The 19,687-nt window shown below is 63.4% G+C and carries 16 protein-coding genes; 3 read left to right on the plus strand and 13 right to left on the minus strand.

Going from position 1 to position 19,687, the window contains the following annotated elements:
* Position 1 precedes the first annotated feature (1 nt).
* The 10 genes from mdcE to NPS58_RS13795 form a co-directional block, all read right to left on the minus strand.
* Positions 2 to 805, minus strand: a complete 804-nt coding sequence (gene mdcE, locus NPS58_RS13750) for a biotin-independent malonate decarboxylase subunit gamma (RefSeq protein ID WP_274115899.1) — start codon at positions 803 to 805, stop codon at positions 2 to 4.
* Positions 805 to 1,653, minus strand: a complete 849-nt coding sequence (locus NPS58_RS13755; RefSeq protein ID WP_274115900.1) for a biotin-independent malonate decarboxylase subunit beta — start codon at positions 1,651 to 1,653, stop codon at positions 805 to 807. Before NPS58_RS13755 ends, mdcE begins: the two co-directional genes overlap by 1 nt.
* The gene (locus NPS58_RS13760; RefSeq protein WP_274115901.1) at positions 1,646 to 1,945 is read right to left on the minus strand and encodes a malonate decarboxylase subunit delta; all 300 of its coding nucleotides are present in this window, start codon (positions 1,943 to 1,945) and stop codon (positions 1,646 to 1,648) included. The genes NPS58_RS13755 and NPS58_RS13760 overlap by 8 nt, the downstream gene beginning before the upstream one ends.
* Positions 1,945 to 2,820 carry a triphosphoribosyl-dephospho-CoA synthase gene (locus NPS58_RS13765; protein WP_274115902.1) on the minus strand — a complete coding sequence of 292 codons (876 nt, stop codon included), beginning with the start codon at positions 2,818 to 2,820 and terminating at the stop codon, positions 1,945 to 1,947. Before NPS58_RS13765 ends, NPS58_RS13760 begins: the two co-directional genes overlap by 1 nt.
* Positions 2,820 to 4,496, minus strand: coding sequence for a malonate decarboxylase subunit alpha (mdcA, locus tag NPS58_RS13770; RefSeq protein ID WP_274115903.1), 1,677 nt, complete (start codon positions 4,494 to 4,496; stop codon positions 2,820 to 2,822). The genes NPS58_RS13765 and mdcA overlap by 1 nt, the downstream gene beginning before the upstream one ends.
* 193 nt (positions 4,497 to 4,689) lie before the next feature.
* Complete coding sequence (locus tag NPS58_RS13775) at positions 4,690 to 6,093, minus strand: DUF1254 domain-containing protein (RefSeq protein ID WP_274115904.1); 1,404 nt, start codon at positions 6,091 to 6,093, stop codon at positions 4,690 to 4,692.
* A gap of 17 nt (positions 6,094 to 6,110) precedes the next feature.
* The gene (locus NPS58_RS13780; RefSeq protein WP_274116540.1) at positions 6,111 to 8,537 is read right to left on the minus strand and encodes an efflux RND transporter permease subunit; all 2,427 of its coding nucleotides are present in this window, start codon (positions 8,535 to 8,537) and stop codon (positions 6,111 to 6,113) included.
* 50 nt (positions 8,538 to 8,587) lie between these two features.
* A complete protein-coding gene (locus NPS58_RS13785; RefSeq protein WP_274115905.1) occupies positions 8,588 to 9,607 on the minus strand; it encodes a WD40/YVTN/BNR-like repeat-containing protein in 1,020 nt (339 codons plus the stop codon).
* Positions 9,608 to 9,680: 73 nt separating this feature from the next.
* Positions 9,681 to 11,024, minus strand: coding sequence for a DUF1329 domain-containing protein (locus NPS58_RS13790; RefSeq protein WP_274115906.1), 1,344 nt, complete (start codon positions 11,022 to 11,024; stop codon positions 9,681 to 9,683).
* A gap of 17 nt (positions 11,025 to 11,041) precedes the next feature.
* The gene (locus NPS58_RS13795; RefSeq protein ID WP_274115907.1) at positions 11,042 to 12,706 is read right to left on the minus strand and encodes a DUF1302 domain-containing protein; all 1,665 of its coding nucleotides are present in this window, start codon (positions 12,704 to 12,706) and stop codon (positions 11,042 to 11,044) included.
* A 152-nt stretch (positions 12,707 to 12,858) separates the two neighbouring features.
* On the opposite strand from NPS58_RS13795, the gene NPS58_RS13800 reads away from it, so the two are divergent.
* Positions 12,859 to 13,395 (plus strand): colicin E3/pyocin S6 family cytotoxin, encoded by a 537-nt coding sequence (locus NPS58_RS13800; protein ID WP_274115908.1) that lies wholly within the window; start codon positions 12,859 to 12,861, stop codon positions 13,393 to 13,395.
* An 8-nt stretch (positions 13,396 to 13,403) separates the two neighbouring features.
* The gene (locus NPS58_RS13805; protein ID WP_274115909.1) at positions 13,404 to 13,643 is read left to right on the plus strand and encodes a pyocin S6 family toxin immunity protein; all 240 of its coding nucleotides are present in this window, start codon (positions 13,404 to 13,406) and stop codon (positions 13,641 to 13,643) included.
* 67 nt (positions 13,644 to 13,710) lie between these two features.
* On the opposite strand, the gene NPS58_RS13810 is transcribed toward NPS58_RS13805, so the two are convergent.
* Positions 13,711 to 14,799, minus strand: a complete 1,089-nt coding sequence (locus NPS58_RS13810; protein WP_274115910.1) for an acyl-CoA dehydrogenase family protein — start codon at positions 14,797 to 14,799, stop codon at positions 13,711 to 13,713.
* 138 nt (positions 14,800 to 14,937) lie between these two features.
* Between NPS58_RS13810 and NPS58_RS13815 the strand changes: the two genes are divergently transcribed.
* The gene (locus tag NPS58_RS13815; RefSeq protein WP_274115911.1) at positions 14,938 to 17,637 is read left to right on the plus strand and encodes a LuxR C-terminal-related transcriptional regulator; all 2,700 of its coding nucleotides are present in this window, start codon (positions 14,938 to 14,940) and stop codon (positions 17,635 to 17,637) included.
* Between the two features lie 44 nt (positions 17,638 to 17,681).
* Here NPS58_RS13815 and NPS58_RS13820 read toward each other — a convergent pair whose 3' ends face one another.
* On the minus strand, positions 17,682 to 18,833 hold the full coding sequence (locus NPS58_RS13820) for an acyl-CoA dehydrogenase family protein (protein WP_274115912.1): 1,152 nt from the start codon (positions 18,831 to 18,833) through the stop codon (positions 17,682 to 17,684).
* A 38-nt stretch (positions 18,834 to 18,871) separates the two neighbouring features.
* The gene (locus tag NPS58_RS13825; protein ID WP_274115913.1) at positions 18,872 to 19,660 is read right to left on the minus strand and encodes an enoyl-CoA hydratase/isomerase family protein; all 789 of its coding nucleotides are present in this window, start codon (positions 19,658 to 19,660) and stop codon (positions 18,872 to 18,874) included.
* Between the last annotated feature and the right edge of the window lie 27 nt (positions 19,661 to 19,687).

The following is a 19,687-nucleotide window of genomic DNA, read 5'->3' on the forward strand; positions in this document are numbered from 1 at the left end:
ACTACCACTGGGCGCGCAGCAATTCGCGCACCCGGCTCGAGGCGCTGCGGTTGCTCGCGCCGAGTCGGCCAGCGAGGTCCGGGCCGCTGCGCTGAATATCCTTGACCGCCTCGACCAGGCATTCGACTACCCGCCCCAGGTCAGCGGCCGTAGGCTGTTCGGCATCGCTGACCGCCAGGGTTTGCCACAACAACCCAAGGCTTGCGTAGCTGTCGATGTCATAGGCCATCGGCGGCACGCTGGCGGCCAGGGCCTCGAGCTCCTCGACACTGCGCAGCGTGACCCGCGCCGCCGAGGCCTTGCCCATGGCATGCACCATGACCCCATCGTCGGCCAGGGCAATCAGTCGATTGGCCTGGTAGCCATGGGCCAGAAACGCCCCGGACATCGCCTTGCCGACCAGCAGCGCTATCACCGGGTGCCCGGCCAGGCGCGCACGGGCATAGCTGTCGGCGGCAGCGGCCAGGGCCTGATGTATGCCCAGCGCTTCTTCGCGCCGGCCATAGGCCTGGCTCGGCACATCGACAATCGCGACCAATACCCGCTTGTGAGCCTGGTCGCGGTCAGCGGCGATGGCTTGCTCCACCGCCTGGGCCAGGCCCCAGCCTTCCACCAGGCCGACTTCGCCCTGGCGTGCGCGAACAAAGCGGTTATGTGCATCGGCGACGACGGCCAGGTAGCGCACCGGCCACTCCCCCAGCCGACCATCGGCGACCTTCAACGAAGGTGGAACGTCATTGGCCTCCACGGCCTCCCGGCCCAGGGCCTGGAACCAGTGCAGACCACGCAGCGAACAGGTACTCATCAGCGCTCTCCTTGATACAGGCGGCGAACCGTCGCCGGGTCGATTTGCGCCGTGGTGTCGAGCTCCTTCAGGCGCTGCAGGTAATAGCCAGACTGCTGGCTGCGCTGCACAGGCGGCAGGCCTTGCTGCAACAGCGCGCCGACTTCGCTGCGGATCCGGCTGACTTCGTCGGCCACGTAGCGGTCGGCCAACTGGCAGGCAAAGCGTTGTTCGCCGCCGGTCAGGCTCCAGATGAACGGCCGGTCGCGGGAGTCGTACTCATCGACACCGGCTTCCTGCTCGATCACCAGCGGGCCGTTCAGGCCCAGGCGGGCCTCCTGGGTCACCACCAGGTAACTGCACAGGCCGGCGGCAATCGACATGCCGCCAAAGCAGCCGACACTGCCGGCAATCACACCGATCACCGGCTGGTACTGGCGCAGGTCGACGATGGCCGCATGAATCTCGGCAATCGCCGCCAGGCCGAGGTTGGCTTCCTGCAGGCGCACGCCACCGGTTTCCAGCAACAAAACGGCGCGGGTGGCAATGCCCTTGCGGTTGTCTTCGGCCGCCAGTTCCAGTGCGCCAGCGATCTTGGCGCCGCCCACCTCACCCAGGCTGCCGCCCTGGAAAGCGCCTTCGATGGCGGCGACCACCACCGGCAGGCCATCGACCAGGCCCTTGGCAATCACCACCCCGTCATCGGCCTGGGGCACCACGCCCTGCTTGACCAGCCAGGGCGACATCAGCCGTTCGAACGGGTCGATCAGTTCGCGAAAGCTGCCACTGTCGAGCAGCGCCTGGGCACGCTGGCGAGCACTCAGCTCGACAAAGCTGCGCTTGTGCAGCAAGTGGGTGTGGTCAGTCATGGCCGATCTCCTCCAGACCCTGCTCCAGACGCAGGCGTACCACCCCGGGGGTCGCGCCGAAGTCATGAATATCGATGCGCAGCGCCGGCGGCGTGCGACCTTCGAAGATCCGCGCGAACACCTGCTGCCAGCGCACCGCGCTGCCATTGACCGAGGTCTGCACGGCGATGCTCAGGGTGCCGGCAAGGCCAGGCTCGATCAGCACTTCCAGGTCCCCGGAGCCGACACAGCCGACCAGCGCGCGTCCGCGGCCAGGCTGGCCGGCGGGGAATTCAAAACTCAAGGTTTCCATCAACATGCTCCCTGAACATTCAGCTCGCCCTGCTCCAGGCGATCGATTAACAGGCACGCCGCGAGCAAATCAGCGGCGCCACCGGGCGAGGCATTGCACTGCAGCAGTTGCTGGTCCAGCGCCAGCAGGCGCCTGCGCCCGGACAGGCTCGCGCTGCCCCCGGCATCCAGCACTGCCTGGGCACCGTCCTGCATCAATGCCAGGCCGTGAAGGCCTGCGCGGTACAGCACGCAGGTGTCCTCCAGCCGGGTCATGATCGCCAGCAAGGCATCGAGCCGGGCGTTCTGCTCGCCATGGCCAGCGGCGCGGCTGCACTTGAGTTGCGGCAAACCGTGCAGCAGCACCGCCGGGAACCCTTGTTGCGCTTGCTCACGGGCCCCGCCGGTGCCGTACTGCCGGTTGACCTGGCGGCCGTGGCTGGCAGCACGGGGCGCAAAGCGATCATCGAGCAAGGCCAGCCGCGCGGCGCGGGTACACACAGCCGAGGCGCCGAGTTCACCGGGCGCCAGGGCCGCCGCGGTCACCAGCAGGCCCAGCGCCCAGATGCCGCCACGGTGGGTATTGACCCCAGCGGTGGTGGCCAGCATCGCCTGCTCGCCTTCGCGGCCCAGGGCACCGATTGCTTCACGCAGCGACAAGCCGATCTCGCCGATGCCCTGGGCTGCCTCTGCCATGGCCTTGAAAGCCGGCCACAGCGACAGCGCCGAGGCGTGCATCAGGCCCAGGTCCAGGTCGCTGTGCGCGCCGTTGCCACGGCGATCGACCAACGCCGGCTTGGGAGACAGGTCGACTTCATCGATCAGCGCATCGACGGCGAAGTCGGCCAGCTGCTCGCTGATCGAGACCGGTCGGATGTTCAGGTTGAGTGCGTGCATTACCAGCTCCTGAATTTGGCGGGCGGGTTGTACAGGCCACCCGACCATTGCACCAGGTCGGCGACGCTCTTGGCCGCGAGCAGTTCGCGCGTGGCATCGGTGCGGCGGATGCCCAGGTCTTCGGGCCAGGCGATCAGGCCTTCGCGGCGCATGCGCTCGGTATCCTTGGGGTTGTGCCGCTGGCCAATGGCGGTAACCCCGGCCACGGCGGCGATCATCGCCTGGCGTTCTTCCAGCGAGCGCGCCTTGTACAGGTAGGCGATGCCTTCTTCGGTAAGCAGGTGGGTGACGTCGTCGCCGTAGATCATGATCGGTGCCAACGGCATGCCGCATTTGTTGGCTACCTCGATGGCGTCCAGGGTCGGCACGAAGGTCGGCTTGCCGCCTTCCTGGTAGGTTTCGACCATCTGCACCACCAGCTTCTTGCCGCGCTCAAGCAGCGCCTCGGGGGCGCTGCCCTGCTCCTGGCGCATGTCCAGCCAGGCTGGGGTGCCATGACGCCGGCCGCGCGGGTCGTGGCCCATGTTCGGCGCGCCGCCGAAACCGGCCAGGCGGCCCCGGGTAACGGTGGAGGAATGGCCGTCGCCATCCACTTGCAAGGTGGCGCCGATGAACAGGTCCACGGCGTACTGGCCAGCCAGCTGGCAGAGCATTCGGTTCGAACGCAGGGAGCCATCGCGGCCGGTGAAGAACACGTCCGGGCGCGCGGCGATGTACTGCTCCATGCCCAACTCGGTACCGAAGCAATGCACGCTTTCAACCCAGCCGCTCTCGATCGCCGGGATCAGCGTGGGGTGCGGGTTGAGGGTCCAGTTACGGCAGATCTTGCCCTTCAGGCCAAGGGATTCGCCATAGGTCGGCAGGATCAGCTCGATGGCCGCGGTGTTGAAACCGATGCCGTGGTTCAGCGACTGGACGTTGTGCTTCTCGTAGATGCCGCGGATCGCCATCATCGCCATCAGCACATGCACCGGTTTGATATGCCGGGGGTCGCGGGTAAACAGCGGCTCGATGTAGAACGGCTGGTCGGCGACCACCACGAAATCGACCCAGGAGGCCGGGATATCCACCCGTGGCAGGTCGCTGACATCATCGACCAGCTGGTTCACCTGGACGATGACGATGCCATCGCTGAACGCCGCCGGCTCGATCAGCGCCGGGGTGTCCTCGGTGCTCGGGCCGGTGTAGATGTTGCCCTGGCGATCGGCCATGAACCCTGCCGAGAGCACCACGTTGGGGATCAGGTCGACCACCAGCCGGGCGTACAGCTCGATGTAGGTATGGATCGCGCCGATTTCCAGCAGCCCGTCCTCGAGCAACTGGCTGATGCGCAAGCTCTGGGTGCCCGCGAACGAGAAGTCGAGTTTGCGGGCAATGCCGCGCTCGAACAGGTCCAGGTGCTCCGGGCGCCCGACGCTGGGCATGATCATGTGCAGATCATGCAGCTTGGCGGGGTCCACCTTGGCCAGCGAACGAGAGAGAAAGTCGGCCTGCTTCTGGTTGTTGCCTTCGAGCACCACCCGGTCTGCGGGCAATATCAGTGCTTCGAGGGCTTCGACGATTCGTTCGGTCGGCAGCACCACGCCATCGGCGAACGCTTGCACGCTTTGCAGTCGCTGCTGCTTGGCAGCGCGGCGACTCGACCAGCGCGGGTCGGGGGATATTGTTGTTGTCATGCTCACTCCACGCGTCTTCGCTGTAGTGAGCACACTGTGAAACCAACCGACCGGGGCATCAATCAAGCAGACTGACGAACCATTACGGTCAGGTTAACAATGAAGGAGCCAAACCGCTGCCCCTCCACGTTCCTGGTGGATCGAGGGTAACGACGAACGCGCGGGAGTACATTTGTACTCCCGCGATTCGGGTTCAGTCCACCCGCTCCACCGCCGGCAAGCGGTAGCTGCCATCCAGCACTGACGTGGCAGGTCCGTAGAACCTCATGGTCAGGTTGAAATCCCCCTCTGGCGCCGGCAGCCAGTTGGCGGTGTCGGCGGGACGTTCTTTCTGAATCAACAGGGTCAGCGAGCCATCGGCATCCGGCTTGAGCCCTTCGGTCAGGTTGCCGATGCTGTTGCGGCCGAAGGCATTCTCGACAAACAGCATGTCGTCGCCATACAGCGAGAGGTTCCAGAACAGCGACACGGGCGGCAGCTGACCCTTGGCGAAACGCAGGACGTACGCGTTCTGGCCGTTGAGTGCAGCGCCTTTGGCATCCACCCGGGTATTGGGGTACACGACCTCCTCGGACAGTTGTGCGCCCACCACGTTCTTGGCCAGCGCCGCGCGCAGGGCAAAATCATGGCCGGCGCGACCGCCTGCCAGGGTGTAGCGCCAGCCATTGGTGGTTTCACCGACGTCTTTCCAGCGCTGGTCGACGATCTGCTCGGCGGCCTTGGCGGCGCGGGCCAGGCCTCGCCGCGTGGCGTCGTCCAGGGTCTGCCAGGCGAAGCCGTTGGCAACGCTCAAGCCGATCTGGTTGAAGGCGGTGAGCAACCCCTCGTCTCGATCGCCGCTCAACGGCAGGGACTGCTGCATGGCATGCCCCAGTCGCTCGAAGAAGCGCAAGTTCGCAGGGGCCGAAGCGCTGAAATCTGGAGGAAGCTGCGGTTTGCCGGGCTGGTATTGCAACCCCTGGCGCAGGTAGGCAGACAGCGGCATCACCTGGAAGCCCTTTTGCGCCTGCACCGCGGCGTCGATGTCAGTCTCGTCCTTGGCCAGGATGCGCACCGCTACGATACCTTTCTCGGTGCGCAGCGGCACTTGGGTCATGCCGTTGGGCACGCTGCCGCGATAGTCGGGCCCGGTGATCAGGTAGTCGCCCGGCCGCGCGCCCTTGATACCCCCGACATTGAAGGTGACCTCATCGAACGAATTGCCGATCTGTACCAGGTACCAGCGCGGCTCGGTGAGCGCCGGTACGTGTACCACCACCGGTTCCTGGGCGAGGAACAGATGCCCATAGGCGTCGATGGTGACGTTGTTGGGAGTGACCACGAAACGTTCCTTGGCCGTCTTCAGCGCGGTGAACTTGCGCAGGCTGTTGACCCCGACTGCGCCGACTTGGCGGCTCTTTTCTCCCGAAATATCGTAGTGATAAAGCGGGTAACCCCAAAGATAGGCCTGGACCCCGAGCACATAGGCCTGCTCCTCACGGGCCTGCTCGGGCGACATGAGCAGGCCGGTGTTGTCGGTTGTCGCTGCCTGGACATAGGCCGGCGCGAGCAATGAAAGGCTAAAAGCAAGGGCCAGCGCCCGTGTGCGGTTGTTCATGTTTCTCTCCTTGAAAGTCAAACCAGTACGCTACGTTCAACCGTCGCCTGTGCACGGGCGGGAGCCGGGCACAAGCGACGGAAATGACCATCGGACAACAGAAAATGCGACATCGCCGGGATCAGCACCAGTGCTCCGATCATGTTCAGGACAAACATGAAAGTCAGCAGGATGCCCATGTCGGCCTGGAACTTGATCGGCGACCAGGCCCAGGTCACCACCCCGGCGGCCAGGGTCAGGCCGACCAGCGCCACCACCTTGCCGGTGAAGTCGACCGAATGCCGGTAGGCCGCGCGCAGTGGCACGCCGGCACGCTGCTGCACCAGCTGGACGCTCACCAGGTACAGCGCATAGTCGACGCCAATGCCGACACCCAGGGCGATGACCGGCAAGGTGGCAACCTTCACCCCCATGCCGAGCATCACCATCAACGCTTCGCAGAGGATCGAGGTGATCACCAGCGGTACCACCGCGACCACCACCGCGCGCCAGCTGCGAAAGGCGATGTAGCACAACAGGATGACGGCGCCGTAGACGAAGAACAGCATGCTGCGGTTGGCTTCGCGTACGACGATATTGGTCGCCGCCTCGATGCCGGCGCTGCCGGCGGCCAGCAGGAACTGGCGCTCATCGGTGTTGTGCGCCGCGGCAAAGGCTTCGCTGGCCTTGACCACGCCATCCAGGGTCTCGGCCTTGTGATCCTTCAGGTAGGCAACCACCGGAATGATCGAACAGTCTTCGTTGAACAGCTCGGGGTTGTTGGCTGCCGCGGTGCGCGCGGCATAGTTGAGCACCGCCTGGTCGGGCGACAAGGTCAGCCACTTGTTGTTGCCCTCGAAGGAGCCGGCCGTGATGCGTCGCGCAGCATCGGCAAACGAGCTGGTGGTCTGTACCCCCGGGGTGTTCTGCAAGGTCCAGCTGAGCCGGTCGATTTCCACCAGGGTCGAGTACTTGAGGCAGCCATCGGGGCCGGCCTTGACGATGACCGCGAACAGGTCGCTGGACAACGCATAGTGGCTGGTGATGTAGGCGTTATCGAGGTTGTAGCGGGCATCGCGGCGCAGCTCCGGCGCGCCGGGGTCGAGGTCGCCGATCTTCAGTTGCAGGCTGATGGCGAAACCTGCGGCCGCCAGGATGAACCACACGCCAATGGTGGCAATCGCCCAGCGGCGCGTGGTGAAGCGCTCGAGCAGTGACCAGGCTGCCGACTCTCGCCCTTCCCGACGCAATGCGCGCCGCGCCGCCGCCGGACGAACGCCCGAGTAGGAAAGCATCACCGGCAGCAGGATCAGGTTGGTGAACACCAGGACGGCGACACCGATGCTGGCGGTAATGGCCAGGTCCTGGATCACCGGGATGTCGATGAAGATCAGCACCGCAAAACCCACGGCATCGGCCAGCAGCGCGGTCAGCCCGGCGAGGAACAAGCGCCGGAAGGTATAGCGTGCAGCCACCAGCTTGTGCGTGCCGCGGCCGATGTCCTGCATGATGCCGTTCATCTTCTGGGCACCGTGGGACACACCGATGGCAAAAATCAGGAAGGGCACCAGGATCGAGTAAGGGTCCAGCTCATAACCCAGGGCACGTACCAGGCCCAACTGCCAGATCACCGCGATCAACGAGCAACTGAGCACCAGCACCGTGCTGCGCGCACAGCGGGTGTAGGCGAAGATGATCAGCGCGGCGATCAGCGCGGCGGCAAGAAAATAGCTCATGACCTCAAGCACACCGTCGAGCAGTTCACCCATCACTTTGGCAAAGCCGACGATGTGCACACGCACCGGCAAAGTCCCGGGCTCCGTGCCGTGCTCGTACTTGCTGCGGATCTGCTCCAGGGCGCCGGAAAGTTTCCGGTAGTCCAGGGCCTGGCCGGTACTCGGGTCACGATCGAGCAAGGGCACGAAGATCATGCTCGATGTGAAATCGCCCGCTACGAGGTTGCCCAGCAACTGTGCCCGGGCGATGTTCTGGCGCAGGCTGTCGATTGCGCCAGGCGAGCCGTCGTAGTTGTCGGGCATCACCGGGCCGCCGGAGTAGCCGTCCTCGGTGACTTCATTCCAGCGCACCACCGGCATCCACAATGACTTCACCGAAGCACGGTCGACACCCGGGGTCAGGAACACCTCGTCGTTGATCCGGCGCAAAGTCTCCAGATAACGTGAATCGAAGATGTCACCCTCAGGGTTCTCCACCACGACCCGGACGGTGTTGCCCAGGCCGCGCAGATCATTGCGATGCTCCAGGTAGTTGCGAATGTAGGTCTGGCTCTGCGGTATGGTCTTCTCGAAGCTGGCATTGAGCACCAGCCGGGTTGCCGAGTACGCCAGCAACACGCTGACCACGGCACAGAACAGCACGACCAGCAGTCGGTGATTGAAGATCAACCGTTCCAGGCGGTTGCCGGAGTGCGCGTCGAATTCCTTGAGGGTATTGACGACGGGCATGTCATTGAGTGTGTCGGTACCAGTAGCCACAGCAGTCTCCGCTTTTCTTGTTATTTGGCCAGGCGTACGCCACGGATGCCGACCAGGCTGAGCCCGGCCGGGCCGGCGTCGGCCACGGCAAAGTACGGCGCAGGGCGATCGATGCTCAGGCGCGTGAAACTGCGCGCCTGGTCACGGCTGAGCAGCACGTCCCCCGCCAGGCTGACCAGCACGATCGAGCCATCGGCACGCACGGTGCCGCCGGCCAGGCTGCTGCCCAGGCCCGTCTCGACCTTGTGCCAGGACTGCCCGCGGTCGCTGCTGCGATAGGCAGTGCCCCGCAGGCCGACGGCCAGGACCACCTGCGGCGTGCCAACCAGGTTGAAGAAGCTGCCCTTGTAGGGCGTTGCCAGTGCCTCGAAGCGTTGGCTTTGCGCATCCAGGCGCAACACCAGGCCCTGCTCGCCGGCAATGAACAGCGCGCCATCGGCCCAGCGTATCGAATAGAGGTGCAAGCCCTGCGGGTTCTGCGTACGAGACGACCAGGAGCTCCAGCTCTTGCCGCCGTCCTCGGTGTGCAGAATCAGATTGAACGCACCGACCACAAAGCCCCTGCGGGCATCCTCGAACCACACGTCGAGCAAGGGGAAGTCGCTGCTGCCTTCGGCAGGCAGGGGGGCGGTAGCCCCCGCCTCGCCCTGTTGGCGCAACAGCGCACCGATGCCCAGGCCATCGAGTTGACGACTCCAGCTCAGGCCACCGTCGCTGCTGTGCAGTACCACGCCTTGGTGACCGACAGCCCAGCCCAGCTGCGGCGTCGAGAAGTACACCGCCGTCAGGTCGGTGCTGCTCGGCGATCGGGCCTGCGTCCAGCTGGTCCCCAGGTCGTCGCTGTAGAGGATGCTGCCGCGCAGGCCCACGGCGACCAATCGGTCGCCCGCACGGGTCACTGCGTTGAGCGGGGCCTGGGTCGCCAGTGCACTGTGCATCGGGGCAACGTCCAACGGATCACGGAAGGCCGGTTGCGCCTGCACCGGCAGACAACTGAGCGCAGCCAGGGCAATGACCGGCCGCAGCCAAGGTTCGAACATGGCGTAAGTCCTTCTTGGAATGATCGAAGCCCCTGCGCTACCAGCGATAGCGCAGGGGGCCTGGCCCGGCGGCTTAGCGGATACCGCTACCCGCCAGGGAGTCCGGCGACCAGAAGTTGTCCGGCTGGTGTTCGGCGGCAATGCGCAGGCCATCGCGGCCCGGCCAGAGGTTGATGTAGTAGTTGCCACCGATCAGGTCATAGTGCCCGGCGGTAAAGCTGGTGAAGGTCTGCGCGTCGTAGCTCTGGGTCGGGTAGTTGAAACCGACACGCCAGAGGCTGTCGCGGGCGTCGTATTGATCGACCGCCAGCGGCGCCCAGCTGTCTTCATCGAGGTAGAACTCGCGCTTCTTGTAGATATGCCGTGCACCGGGCTTGAGCGTCGCTTCCACTACCCACACCCGATGCAGCTCCCAGCGGACATAGTCCGGGTTGATATGGTTGGCCTTGAAGACCTCCTCGGGCTTGCTGGCATACACCATGCGATAGGCGTTGTAGGGGACGTACATTTCCTTCTTGCCTACCAGCTTGAAGTCGAACCGGTCCTGCTTGCCGTTGAACAGCCCGACATCGTCCATGGTGGACATGCCGGAGGTGCTGGTATTGGGCGTGTCGTAGGCAAGGTCGGGCGCCAACTTGACCCGCCGCTGGCCTGGCAGGTACTGGTAGGCGCGGCGCTCGGCCTCTTCATAGTTGGCCGGCTCGAGAATCATCACCGCCTCCCCTGCACGGCGCGCCGGCCCGACATAGTCGGCGCGGGTACGTTGCAGCAGGCTACTGCCTTGCTTGGCATCGTTGTAGTACTCGGACTCGACCAGGAAACGCCCTTGGGTGGAAATCGTCAGTTGACCGGCCGACGTGACGTTGAAGGCGGTGAATTTGCGAAAATCCATGGTGTCGCCGTTGTAGCGCATCAGCATGTTCCACATCGCTTCATTGCCGTTTTGCGCAATCGGGAACGGGGTCGTGGCGTGCACGCCGGAAACCGAGGTGCCACCGGCGTCCAGCTTCGCCTTGCCGGCATTCTTGATGGCGTTGTCCTGCACCCACTGCGGGAACGCCGCGGTACGGTGGGTGGGATAGACATCGACGCGAAAACTCGGGTAGCGCTTGATCAGCGCCACCGTGCCGGCGGTGAGCTTGCTGGCGTACTGGTCGACGTTGCCCTGGTTGATCGACAGCAGCGGCTTTTCATTCGCGAAAGGGTCGGGCCGTACATGGGAATTCTTGTCGAAGCCAGCCGGTGCCGCGGCCAGGCCACCGGTATAGGGCGGAATGCTGCCGTCCTCGTTGCCACTCTGCTGTGCACCGAAGGCCGTCAGGGTTTTGCCCAGCTGACTGTAGTCCGGCGCGGCCAGCGCCAGGCTTCCATACAGCGACAGCAGGCTTGCGAAGAGCACTTTATGGGATGCATTCATGAAATCGTCCTCGCCACTCAGATCGTGGTCTTGAAGGTGAAGGTGATGAGACCGCGGTCCCTGAGGATGGCGGACGTACCGTTGGCGACGCTCACCACGCCGTTGACGTCCTTGTCGACATCACCGAAGAAGTCGACATATTTCAGGTCGAACCGGTACTGCGACAGGTAGTCCAGGCCCAGTCCCACCGAGTAACTGCCGGTGTCTTCGTTGCCGCCCAGGGTCACCGCCGAGTTGCCGCGCAGGCCCTGGGAGTAGCTCAACGGCATCGACAGGTCGCCACCAGGGAACACCTGGTACCAGGTCGGAGTGAAGTTCAGGCCCATGGCGATGGCGTTCTTGTCCGGCTTGTCGACGGCGTTGTAGCTGTCATTGCCTTTGAACAGGGCCTTGTTGTCGGTCACCGAAGTCCAGGTGTTCCAGGTCAGCTCGGCGGCATAGGCAGCCGAGTCGTACAGGGGCGAGCTCGCCAGCGTGCCCACGGCGTTCACCAGGCCGTGCACCGTGTTGCCGCGCGCGCCGGGGGTGTCGTCGGGCAATGCGCCCGCAGGCAAGGCCGCAACGCTGCTGACCAACGGCATGTTGGTGCGGTAGTTGAGGTCGACACCGACGCTCAAGCCGCCAAGCACGGTGGACAGGCTCACGCCATACAGGTCGATGTCGTCACCGTAGGCCAGGCCAAAGGTACGGCTGGACGCCTGCTGGTACACCTGCGGCAGCTTGTCGGTAAAATTGCGGTAGTAAAAGCCCAGGGTGCCGTCCAGCCACTGGGGACGCCAGCGCGCGGCCAGGCCATAGTCGCCATGCTTTTCCTTGATGATGTCCGAGCCACGTTGCAGGCGCACGCCGGGTACGCCCGGACGGGCAACCAGGGTTTCGGCGCCCTCGTTGACGATGTCCTGGGCACCGAAATAGGTGCCCGCCTCCGGCATCTGCATACGCTCCCAATCGAAGAAGTACTGCGCCGCCAGGGACAACTCCGGTGTCAGTTGTACCTGGGTGGAGACTTGTGGCTGTGGCCGATACAGCTCCTTGGCTTCGATGCCCGGGGACGCCTGGGCCTTGCCCAGGTCCAGCGGGTTCTGGCTATAGGACACGCCATGCACCGCGCCCCCGGTGAGCAGCGCTTCGCCCCAGGCCAGCGAGTGCTGGCCGAGCTTGCCGTTGAGCTGAACGCTGCCGACCTCCATCTGGCCGAATACAAAGGCATCGAGGATCTCCCCCGACGGACCGTGGTAATAACGCTTCGCGTAGCGGCTCAGACCGAGCGCGGGCTGGCCGTCCGATTCGTGGTTGGAGGTGGCGACGTTATCGTTGTCCAGGTTTTCGTACGCCTGGTCATACCATGCGGCGGCACTGACGCGCGCACCATAACGCTGATTGAAGACGATGTCGGCTTCACTGAGCAGGTCAAGGCGGTTGGTGACCACGCCGCGCTCGAAGTTGCGATCGCCGTCATCGAAGTTCGGGTTGGCGAGGATCGAATCGTTCTGGGGGTCGACCCGATAGCCCAGGTTATAGCGGATGGTGTTGTCCCACCGGACCTGCACGTCCGGATTGCCGGTGTCGATGGCGATCGCATGGGCGCTCTGCAGCAGCCCGGAAGAAATCGCAGTGACAGCAATACTCAGCGCAGCCTTGTGCAAATGGCCTTCGCGCACCCACAGTTGAGCGGACTTCATTACCCCTCCATCTTGTGCAAAGCACTTTCTTATTCATTGTTTGGATTGGTACAGCTAAGGGACAAAGCAATGTGCGGTGTGCCTTGAACCCAGCCTAAGGGCTTGGCGCCGCGCTGAAACCACCCACTACGGCAGGAGGGGCCCAGCCAGAAATGGGGGGTACGCCACCCCACCCACAGGGTGGATGGTTCAGCGAACATGGGGATGGGGTCCAAATCATCTGGACGCCGGCCGTCGATCCCAACGAGGTGTTGGGGATTGCGGCCCTAGAAGGCGTCTCGTTGCAGCCAGCGGCGTGGGTGTACCCTGCGACCGAACAAGCCGACCGTATTCCGGTCAACCCGGTGCACCCGCCCGATTACCAGGACGCTATCATCTGGTTTCCGAACACCGGAATTCAGCCGATTTGTATCTCGTTGAGCGTGATGAGTGATCATAGCTATCACCCACCACCTGGAAGACTTACGGCGTTCCCTGATGCCGTAAAAGCAGATGCTAAAACCAGAGTGCAAGGCGGGGGAGCAATTCGTAGGCGTTGGAAGGATCGTAAAGGTCGTATTTATGAATGGGACAGTCAGCATGGCGCCGTTGAGATTTACGATAAGCAAGGCAAACATTTAGGTGAGTTTGACGCTGAAACTGGCGAACAAACAAAACCAGCAAAACCGGGCCGAAAAGTAGAAAAATAGGAGTACCTATGTACCTGTGTATCAGTGGTTTTCTACCTGACGACCCAGTAGATGACTTGATTAAGTTTGAGCTTTATGTTGATAGCTCTTTTAACGATCAAATCGTTCAAGCGCTCGGTCATAAAAGCCTTAACGCAATGGCAGAAGGCGAATGGCTGTTAACTAGCGAGCAAGTCGTACAGATTTCAGAAATTATAAGTCAGCCACTCCCAACAGATTTAAAGCTATTCATTGGCGTCGAGGCATAGCTCTCTATTTGAGGTGGCTGCGCATTCGGACGAGCTGCTTGCGATTTCCCCTTAGCTGGCTAGCCGGTCAGTTGACGCGGCGGCTGACGATGTGGCGCGCCTGATCCTTGCTCGGCGCGCAGGACAGCGGGCCAAGCTGCAAGGTGAACACTGGGCGGCGCACGCTCTGCGAGTCGTCGACCCAATCGGCATGGCGTTCGACGCGGGCAACCGCACCCTGGGCAAAAAACAGCGCCATGCTCGCTTGCGCCTCGCAGTCTCCGCCGCCCTGGGCCAGCATCAAGCCGTGATGGCACATCAAGCGCGCGGACTCGATCTGGGTGATCATTTCGGCCAGGTGCAGGGTCAGCAGTTGCTCACCGGCCGCTGGGCCTTCGTGCACCGGCGGCAGGGATGCCGCTGCCAGGGTTGCGTCGAGGATCGCCTGCCCTTGCGCCACCCGGGCGATGCCCTCATGCAAGCGAAGAAACACCTGCAAGCGCCGCGACAGCAGGGCGTTCGGTCCGGCATCGCCAAGGCAGTAGTCGGCGCCGACCGGGGTATCGGTGAGTTGGACGCGCGCAGCGTTGCTCTCGAGGCGAATGCCACGGGTTTCGTAGCGGTCGCGGCGGCGATCGAGCAACAGGAAGCAGGACGACTGATCGTCAAGCGAGACGCTGCTGATCAAGAAGTTCGCCCACATGCCGCTGGCCACTTCTTCGATGTTGCCATCGACCATGAAGCCCTCGCCCACCCGTCGTGCCTGCAGGGCGTTGCCCGGCTTGCCATCGACAAGCGCAGGCCCGAGGCCGGCGATGCTGCGTCCGGCCAGCAGGTCCGGCAAGTATTGGCTGCGTAGGGCCGGCTGGCTCATCAGCAGCTCGACGGCGAGCATATTCACCAGCACCACACTGGCAAGCTCAGGGCTGCCTTTGACCAATTCTTCGAACAACCGCGCCTGGGTCACCCAGTCCATGCCCGAGCCGCCGAATGCCTTGGGCACCGCCAGGCCCGGCAGGCCGAAATCGGCGACTGCCTGGGTAAACTCCAGGAGATGCTCGCGCGATGCCGGGCCAAAACGCATCGATGCAGCATTGGGCGCCACTTCCTGCTGGACGAAAGTGCGCATGCTATCGATTGACAGTTGCTGAATGTCGGTGAGTTGTGGAATCTTCAACTTAGGCTCTTCGGCGTCGATGAAAGCCCAAAAATAGCCGAATATGCGTCTGAAAACGCCCACCCTTATTGGGGTGGGAAAGGTTGGTAGCGGTACCCCATACTGGCCGATAACAAGAACAAAAGAACTTGAGCATCGATGAAGTCGACTTCCCTGCTTGTCAGCACCAAATTTGCACCACCGCGCATACCTGCCAACAGTATTGTCCGTGAAGACCTGGCAGCCCATCTGCACCAGGCTCATCAGAGCAAGGTCGTGGTTGTCTGCGGCGGTGCCGGATTCGGCAAAACCACTGTGCTGGCCCAGTGGCGGCTTGACCTGATCAAACAGGGCGCTTCTGTTTGCTGGTTGTCGCTGATCCCTGAAGACGGCACCTTCACCCTGTTCTGCGCCAGCCTGATCGGCGCCCTGCAGCAGGTAGGGGTGCCCCTGGACGATGATCTGCTGCTGTTGGGCGATAGCAACGACAACGAAGGCCTGCAGGCGGTGGCGTCGGTAGTGATCAACGCCGTTGCGCAGCTGGGCAGCGAGTTCTACCTGATGCTCGACGACTTTCACCAGGTCGTTTCGCCGCGCATCAACCAACTGGTACAAACCCTGATCGACAGTGCCCCGGTTAACCTGCACCTGGTCATTGCCTCGCGGGTGGCGCCGTCCTTGTTGCTCGGCCGGCTGAGGGCAATGGGACAATTGTGTGAAATCGGCGGCAATGAGCTGTCGTTCAATTTCCGGGAGTCACTGGCGTTTCTAAAGGCTCACCTGGACGCGGAAATCGACCTGGATGCTGCCCACACCATTCATGCCCAGACCGATGGCTGGCCGATCGGCCTGCAACTGGTGTCGATCTCGTTGAAATCGGTGCCGCGCAAACGCTCGGGCCTCAGCGCATTGGCCCCCAACAGTGCAGACCTGAGCGCTTACCTGTCCGAAGATGTGATCGCCAACCTGCCCGACGGCCTGATCGAGTTTCTCCAGCAGATTTCCATCCTGCGGCGCTTCAATGCCGACCTGGCCGCCCAACTGACCGGGTGCAGCGATGCGGCGCAACTGATAGCCACCATCGAGTCGCTCAACCTGTTCTTGCTGCCGGTCGACATGGAGGACCGCTACCAGTGGTACCGGCTGCACCCGATGTTCGCCGAATTTCTCACCCACAAATTGCAGCAAAGCAATCAGGACGTGCGCGGCCTGCATCAACGCGCGGCGCAGTGGTTCGCCGCCCAGGACCTGGTGATCGAGGCGCTGCGCCACGCCCTGCTGAGCGAAGACTTCGACACCATCATCGAGTTGCTGGAAAACGCCCTGCAACCCCTGACCAACATCCGCCATCTGGGCATTTTCCTGCGCTGGGTCGAAAGGGTGCCACCCGCCCTGCTCTCCCAGCACCCACGGCTGGCGCTGTTCGGTGCCTGGGGCTATGCACTGAGCGCGCGCCTGGAGCAGAGCGAGCGCTGGCTCGAGCTGCTCAAGGCTTCCAACTGCGAGCCCAGGTACGCGATTCATGTCGCCCTGGTGAGCGCAATGATCGCCGGCCAGCAGGATGATTCCGAGCGCAGCCTGCAAGCCATCGACTCATTGAGCGATGTGCCGTTGCGCAACCCGATGCTGGAGCATTTTCGCCTGGGACTGATCATCGGCAACCAGGCCATGCTCGGTAACTACGCGCTGGCACGCACCACGTTTCGCTCGGTCACCCAGGCCAGTTCCGACGAGCCGGCGCTGATTGCCCGCAGCGCCATGGCGGTGGCGGCGCTGCTCGAAGGCAAGGTGCTGGAGGCCGAGCGTTACGCCGGCCCCATGCTGGCCCAGGCCGAAGCGGTGCATGGCCGGCGCTCGATCACCGCCTGCACCAGCGCCGCGATCGTAGCCGAGGTCCAATACGAGCAGAATCGCATCGACGATGCCCGCGAAACCCTGGTCAACCGCCTCGACATGCTGAGTTTCTCGGTCCCTGCCTGCACCTACAGCGCCGCCCTTACCTATGCACGCCTGCAGTTCCTGCAGGAAGCTCCCCGCGCCGCGCTCGACTACCTGGACAAGCGCGCCGAGCACTTCCGCGCCCGCCGGCTTGACCGTGGCATTGCGCTGATGCTCGCCGAGCAGATTCGCATGGAACTGCTTGGCGATGACTGGCAGCGGGGCGATTGGCGCCATGGCCAGATGCTCCAGGGCGAACTGGACGAACTGGCCATCCAGCACCAGGGGGAAAAGGCCCGTGACCGGGAAATCGTCGCCATCGCCGCGCTCTCCCGGGCCCGATTGGCGCGGGCCAGCCAGTTGCCCGAGCAAGCCGTGCAGGCGCTGGAGGACGCAATCAGTGTCGGCCAGGCGCTGGGGCGCGGCGTGCTACTGGCGAAAGCCAATCTGCTCAAGGCGCTGGCACTCACCGACCTGGGGCTTGGCGATAACGCCCGGGCCTGCCTGATCAATGCGCTGGACCATGGCTACACCCTCGGCCTGATGCGAACCTTCCTCGACGAGGGTGACCAGGCCTGCCTGCTTCTGGCCACGCTCGACGGACTGCCCGGCAAGGCCATGGAACGCTACCAGCAGCAGCTGCGCTCCCATGTCGGCGTGCCCTCGACAGGCAGTGAAGCCAGCACCCCAGGCAGCCAGAGCGTAGCCCCCGGCGAGGTGGCCCTGACCAAGCGCGAAGAAGACATCCTTGGCCTGCTCGAACAATCGATGCCCAACAAGCGTATTGCCAGGACCCTTAACATCAGTGACCAGACAGTGAAGTGGAACCTGCGCAATATCTTCATGAAATTCGGGGTTTCCAGCCGCTACGAGGCAATCATCATTGCCCGCAAGCGCGCCAACAAGCCCGATATACCCTGACAGCCGGCCCGCAGCGCCGGGAAGGCACTGCGGGCCGGGCACCGTTACAGCTTGCGCGCGATCAGCTCTTTCATCAGCTCATTGGTACCGCCGTAGATCCGCTGGATCCGCGCGTCGGCATACATGCGCGCGATGGGGTATTCGTTCATGTAGCCGTAGCCGCCGTAACACTGCAGGCAATCGTCGAGCACCTTGCATTGCTGCTCCGAGCACCACCACTTGGCCATGTAGGCCGCCTCCGGGTCGAGCGTGCCGTCGAGCAGGCGTTGCGTACAGTCATTGACGAAACCGCGCACGATATGCGCGATGGTCGCGCACTCGGCCAGTTTGAAGCGGGTGTTCTGGAAGTCGAAGATGCTCTGGCCGAATGCCTTGCGCTCGCGGGTGTACTCGACGGTATGCTCCACGGCCCGCTCGATCACTGCGGCAGCCGCCACGGCGACGATCAGGCGCTCCCAGGGCAGCTCGCTCATCATTTGCGCAAAGCCGTGGCCTTCGACGCAGCCGATCAGGTTCTCGACCGGCACTTTGACGTCGTCGAAGAACAGCTCGCAGGTATCGGCGGACTTTTGCCCCATCTTGTCCAGCAGCCTGCCAACCCGGAAACCCGGCGGCGGGTTTTCCACTTCGACCGCCAGCAGTGAAACCCCCTTGGCGCCCAGGCTCGGATCGGTTTTGCAGGCGACCACGATCAACTGCGCGGTGGAGCCGTTGGTGATGAAGGTTTTTGAACCGTTCAGCACATAGTGGTCGCCCTGGCGCTGGGCATGGGTACGCAAGGTCTTGAGGTCCGAACCGCAACCGGGCTCGGTCATGGCGATAGCGCTCAGCCATTCGCCGCTGGCCAGCTTGGGCAACCAGCGCTGGCGCTGGTCTTCACTGCCGTAGGTGAGCAGGTAATGGGCGACGATAGAATGCACCGAATGCTTCATCGGCATCTCGGCCCGCGCCAGTTCATCAACCACCACCAGTTGATAGGCCAGCGAAACACCCGCGCCACCATACTGTTCGGGAATTTCCGGGAGCATCATCCCCAGCTCGCCCAGCTCGCGCCAGATCTGCCGATCGATGAAGCCCTGGCTGCGCCATTTTTCCGCCTGCGGCAACATGCGCTCTTCTGCAAAGCGGCGCACCTGTTGGCGGAACATCTCCAGTTCCTCGGTCATCCATGGGAACCGATTCAATTGCGGGGTCATCGCGATACCTCCTAAGGTTGTGACAGAACGACCGCGACTCAGCGCCCGCAGTAGACCGGCGCACGTTTCTCCAGGAAGGCATTGATCGCTTCCTTGTGATCGGCGCTGTAGAAGTTCTCTTTCTCAAGGGCCAACGAGGTATCCAGCACCAGGTTCACCGTGTCGCGCAGGATCTTGTTCACCGACGCCTTGCTCGCGGCGATGGCCAGGCGCGGGCCGTCCGCCAGGCGCCGGGCCATCGCCGTGGCGTGGTCCAGTACCGCATCAGCGGCCACCACCTGGTTGACCAGGCCGATGCGCTCGGCTTCGCTCGCCGTCAGGCTGTCGCCCGTAAGCAGGTACTGCTTGGCCCGTGCCGGCCCCACCAGCCAGGGCCAGATGGCCGCCCCGCCATCGCCGGCCGCCACGCCGATGCGCACATGGGGGTCGGCGATCCTGGCCGAGTCGGCCACATAGATGATGTCGCAGAACAATGCGAGGGTGGCGCCAAGGCCGGCGGCATGGCCGTTGACAGCGGCGATGATCGGCTGCGGCAGTTCCAGCAGGTCGATGATCAGCTTGCGCGCTTCGCGAAACAGCTTGTCGACCCCTTGCGGGGTGATGTCGCGGAACCAGCTCAGGTCGCCACCGCCACAGAAGCCGCGGCCTTCACCGGTCAGCACCACCGCATGAACCTCGCGGTCGGCGGCGATGTCGGCGAACACCTGCGACAGTTCTTCATGCAAGCCGGCATTGATGGCATTCATCGCCTCCGGGCGGTTCAGGCGCAGGGTCAGCACGCCGTTGTCCAGGTTGAAGTTGATGAACTGGTAATGTGCGTAATTCATGGAGCCTCCACAGCTGCTGCAAGGGTT

The organism is Pseudomonas putida, from assembly GCF_028682455.1.
In the GTDB taxonomy this organism is placed as follows: domain Bacteria; phylum Pseudomonadota; class Gammaproteobacteria; order Pseudomonadales; family Pseudomonadaceae; genus Aquipseudomonas; species Aquipseudomonas putida_AA.

Coding starts and splice junctions, on each gene's coding strand:
- NPS58_RS13825 (WP_274115913.1), bottom strand. CDS start 19,660: ATGAATTACGCACATTACCAGTTCATCAACTTCAACCTGGACAACGGC.
- NPS58_RS13755 (WP_274115900.1), bottom strand. CDS start 1,653: ATGACTGACCACACCCACTTGCTGCACAAGCGCAGCTTTGTCGAGCTG.
- mdcA (WP_274115903.1), bottom strand. CDS start 4,496: ATGACAACAACAATATCCCCCGACCCGCGCTGGTCGAGTCGCCGCGCT.
- mdcE (WP_274115899.1), bottom strand. CDS start 805: ATGAGTACCTGTTCGCTGCGTGGTCTGCACTGGTTCCAGGCCCTGGGC.
- NPS58_RS13760 (WP_274115901.1), bottom strand. CDS start 1,945: ATGGAAACCTTGAGTTTTGAATTCCCCGCCGGCCAGCCTGGCCGCGGA.
- NPS58_RS13800 (WP_274115908.1), top strand. CDS start 12,859: ATGGGGGGTACGCCACCCCACCCACAGGGTGGATGGTTCAGCGAACAT.
- NPS58_RS13795 (WP_274115907.1), bottom strand. CDS start 12,706: ATGAAGTCCGCTCAACTGTGGGTGCGCGAAGGCCATTTGCACAAGGCT.
- NPS58_RS13815 (WP_274115911.1), top strand. CDS start 14,938: ATGAAGTCGACTTCCCTGCTTGTCAGCACCAAATTTGCACCACCGCGC.
- NPS58_RS13790 (WP_274115906.1), bottom strand. CDS start 11,024: ATGAATGCATCCCATAAAGTGCTCTTCGCAAGCCTGCTGTCGCTGTAT.
- NPS58_RS13820 (WP_274115912.1), bottom strand. CDS start 18,833: ATGACCCCGCAATTGAATCGGTTCCCATGGATGACCGAGGAACTGGAG.
- NPS58_RS13805 (WP_274115909.1), top strand. CDS start 13,404: ATGTACCTGTGTATCAGTGGTTTTCTACCTGACGACCCAGTAGATGAC.
- NPS58_RS13780 (WP_274116540.1), bottom strand. CDS start 8,537: ATGCCCGTCGTCAATACCCTCAAGGAATTCGACGCGCACTCCGGCAAC.
- NPS58_RS13765 (WP_274115902.1), bottom strand. CDS start 2,820: ATGCACGCACTCAACCTGAACATCCGACCGGTCTCGATCAGCGAGCAG.
- NPS58_RS13785 (WP_274115905.1), bottom strand. CDS start 9,607: ATGTTCGAACCTTGGCTGCGGCCGGTCATTGCCCTGGCTGCGCTCAGT.
- NPS58_RS13775 (WP_274115904.1), bottom strand. CDS start 6,093: ATGAACAACCGCACACGGGCGCTGGCCCTTGCTTTTAGCCTTTCATTG.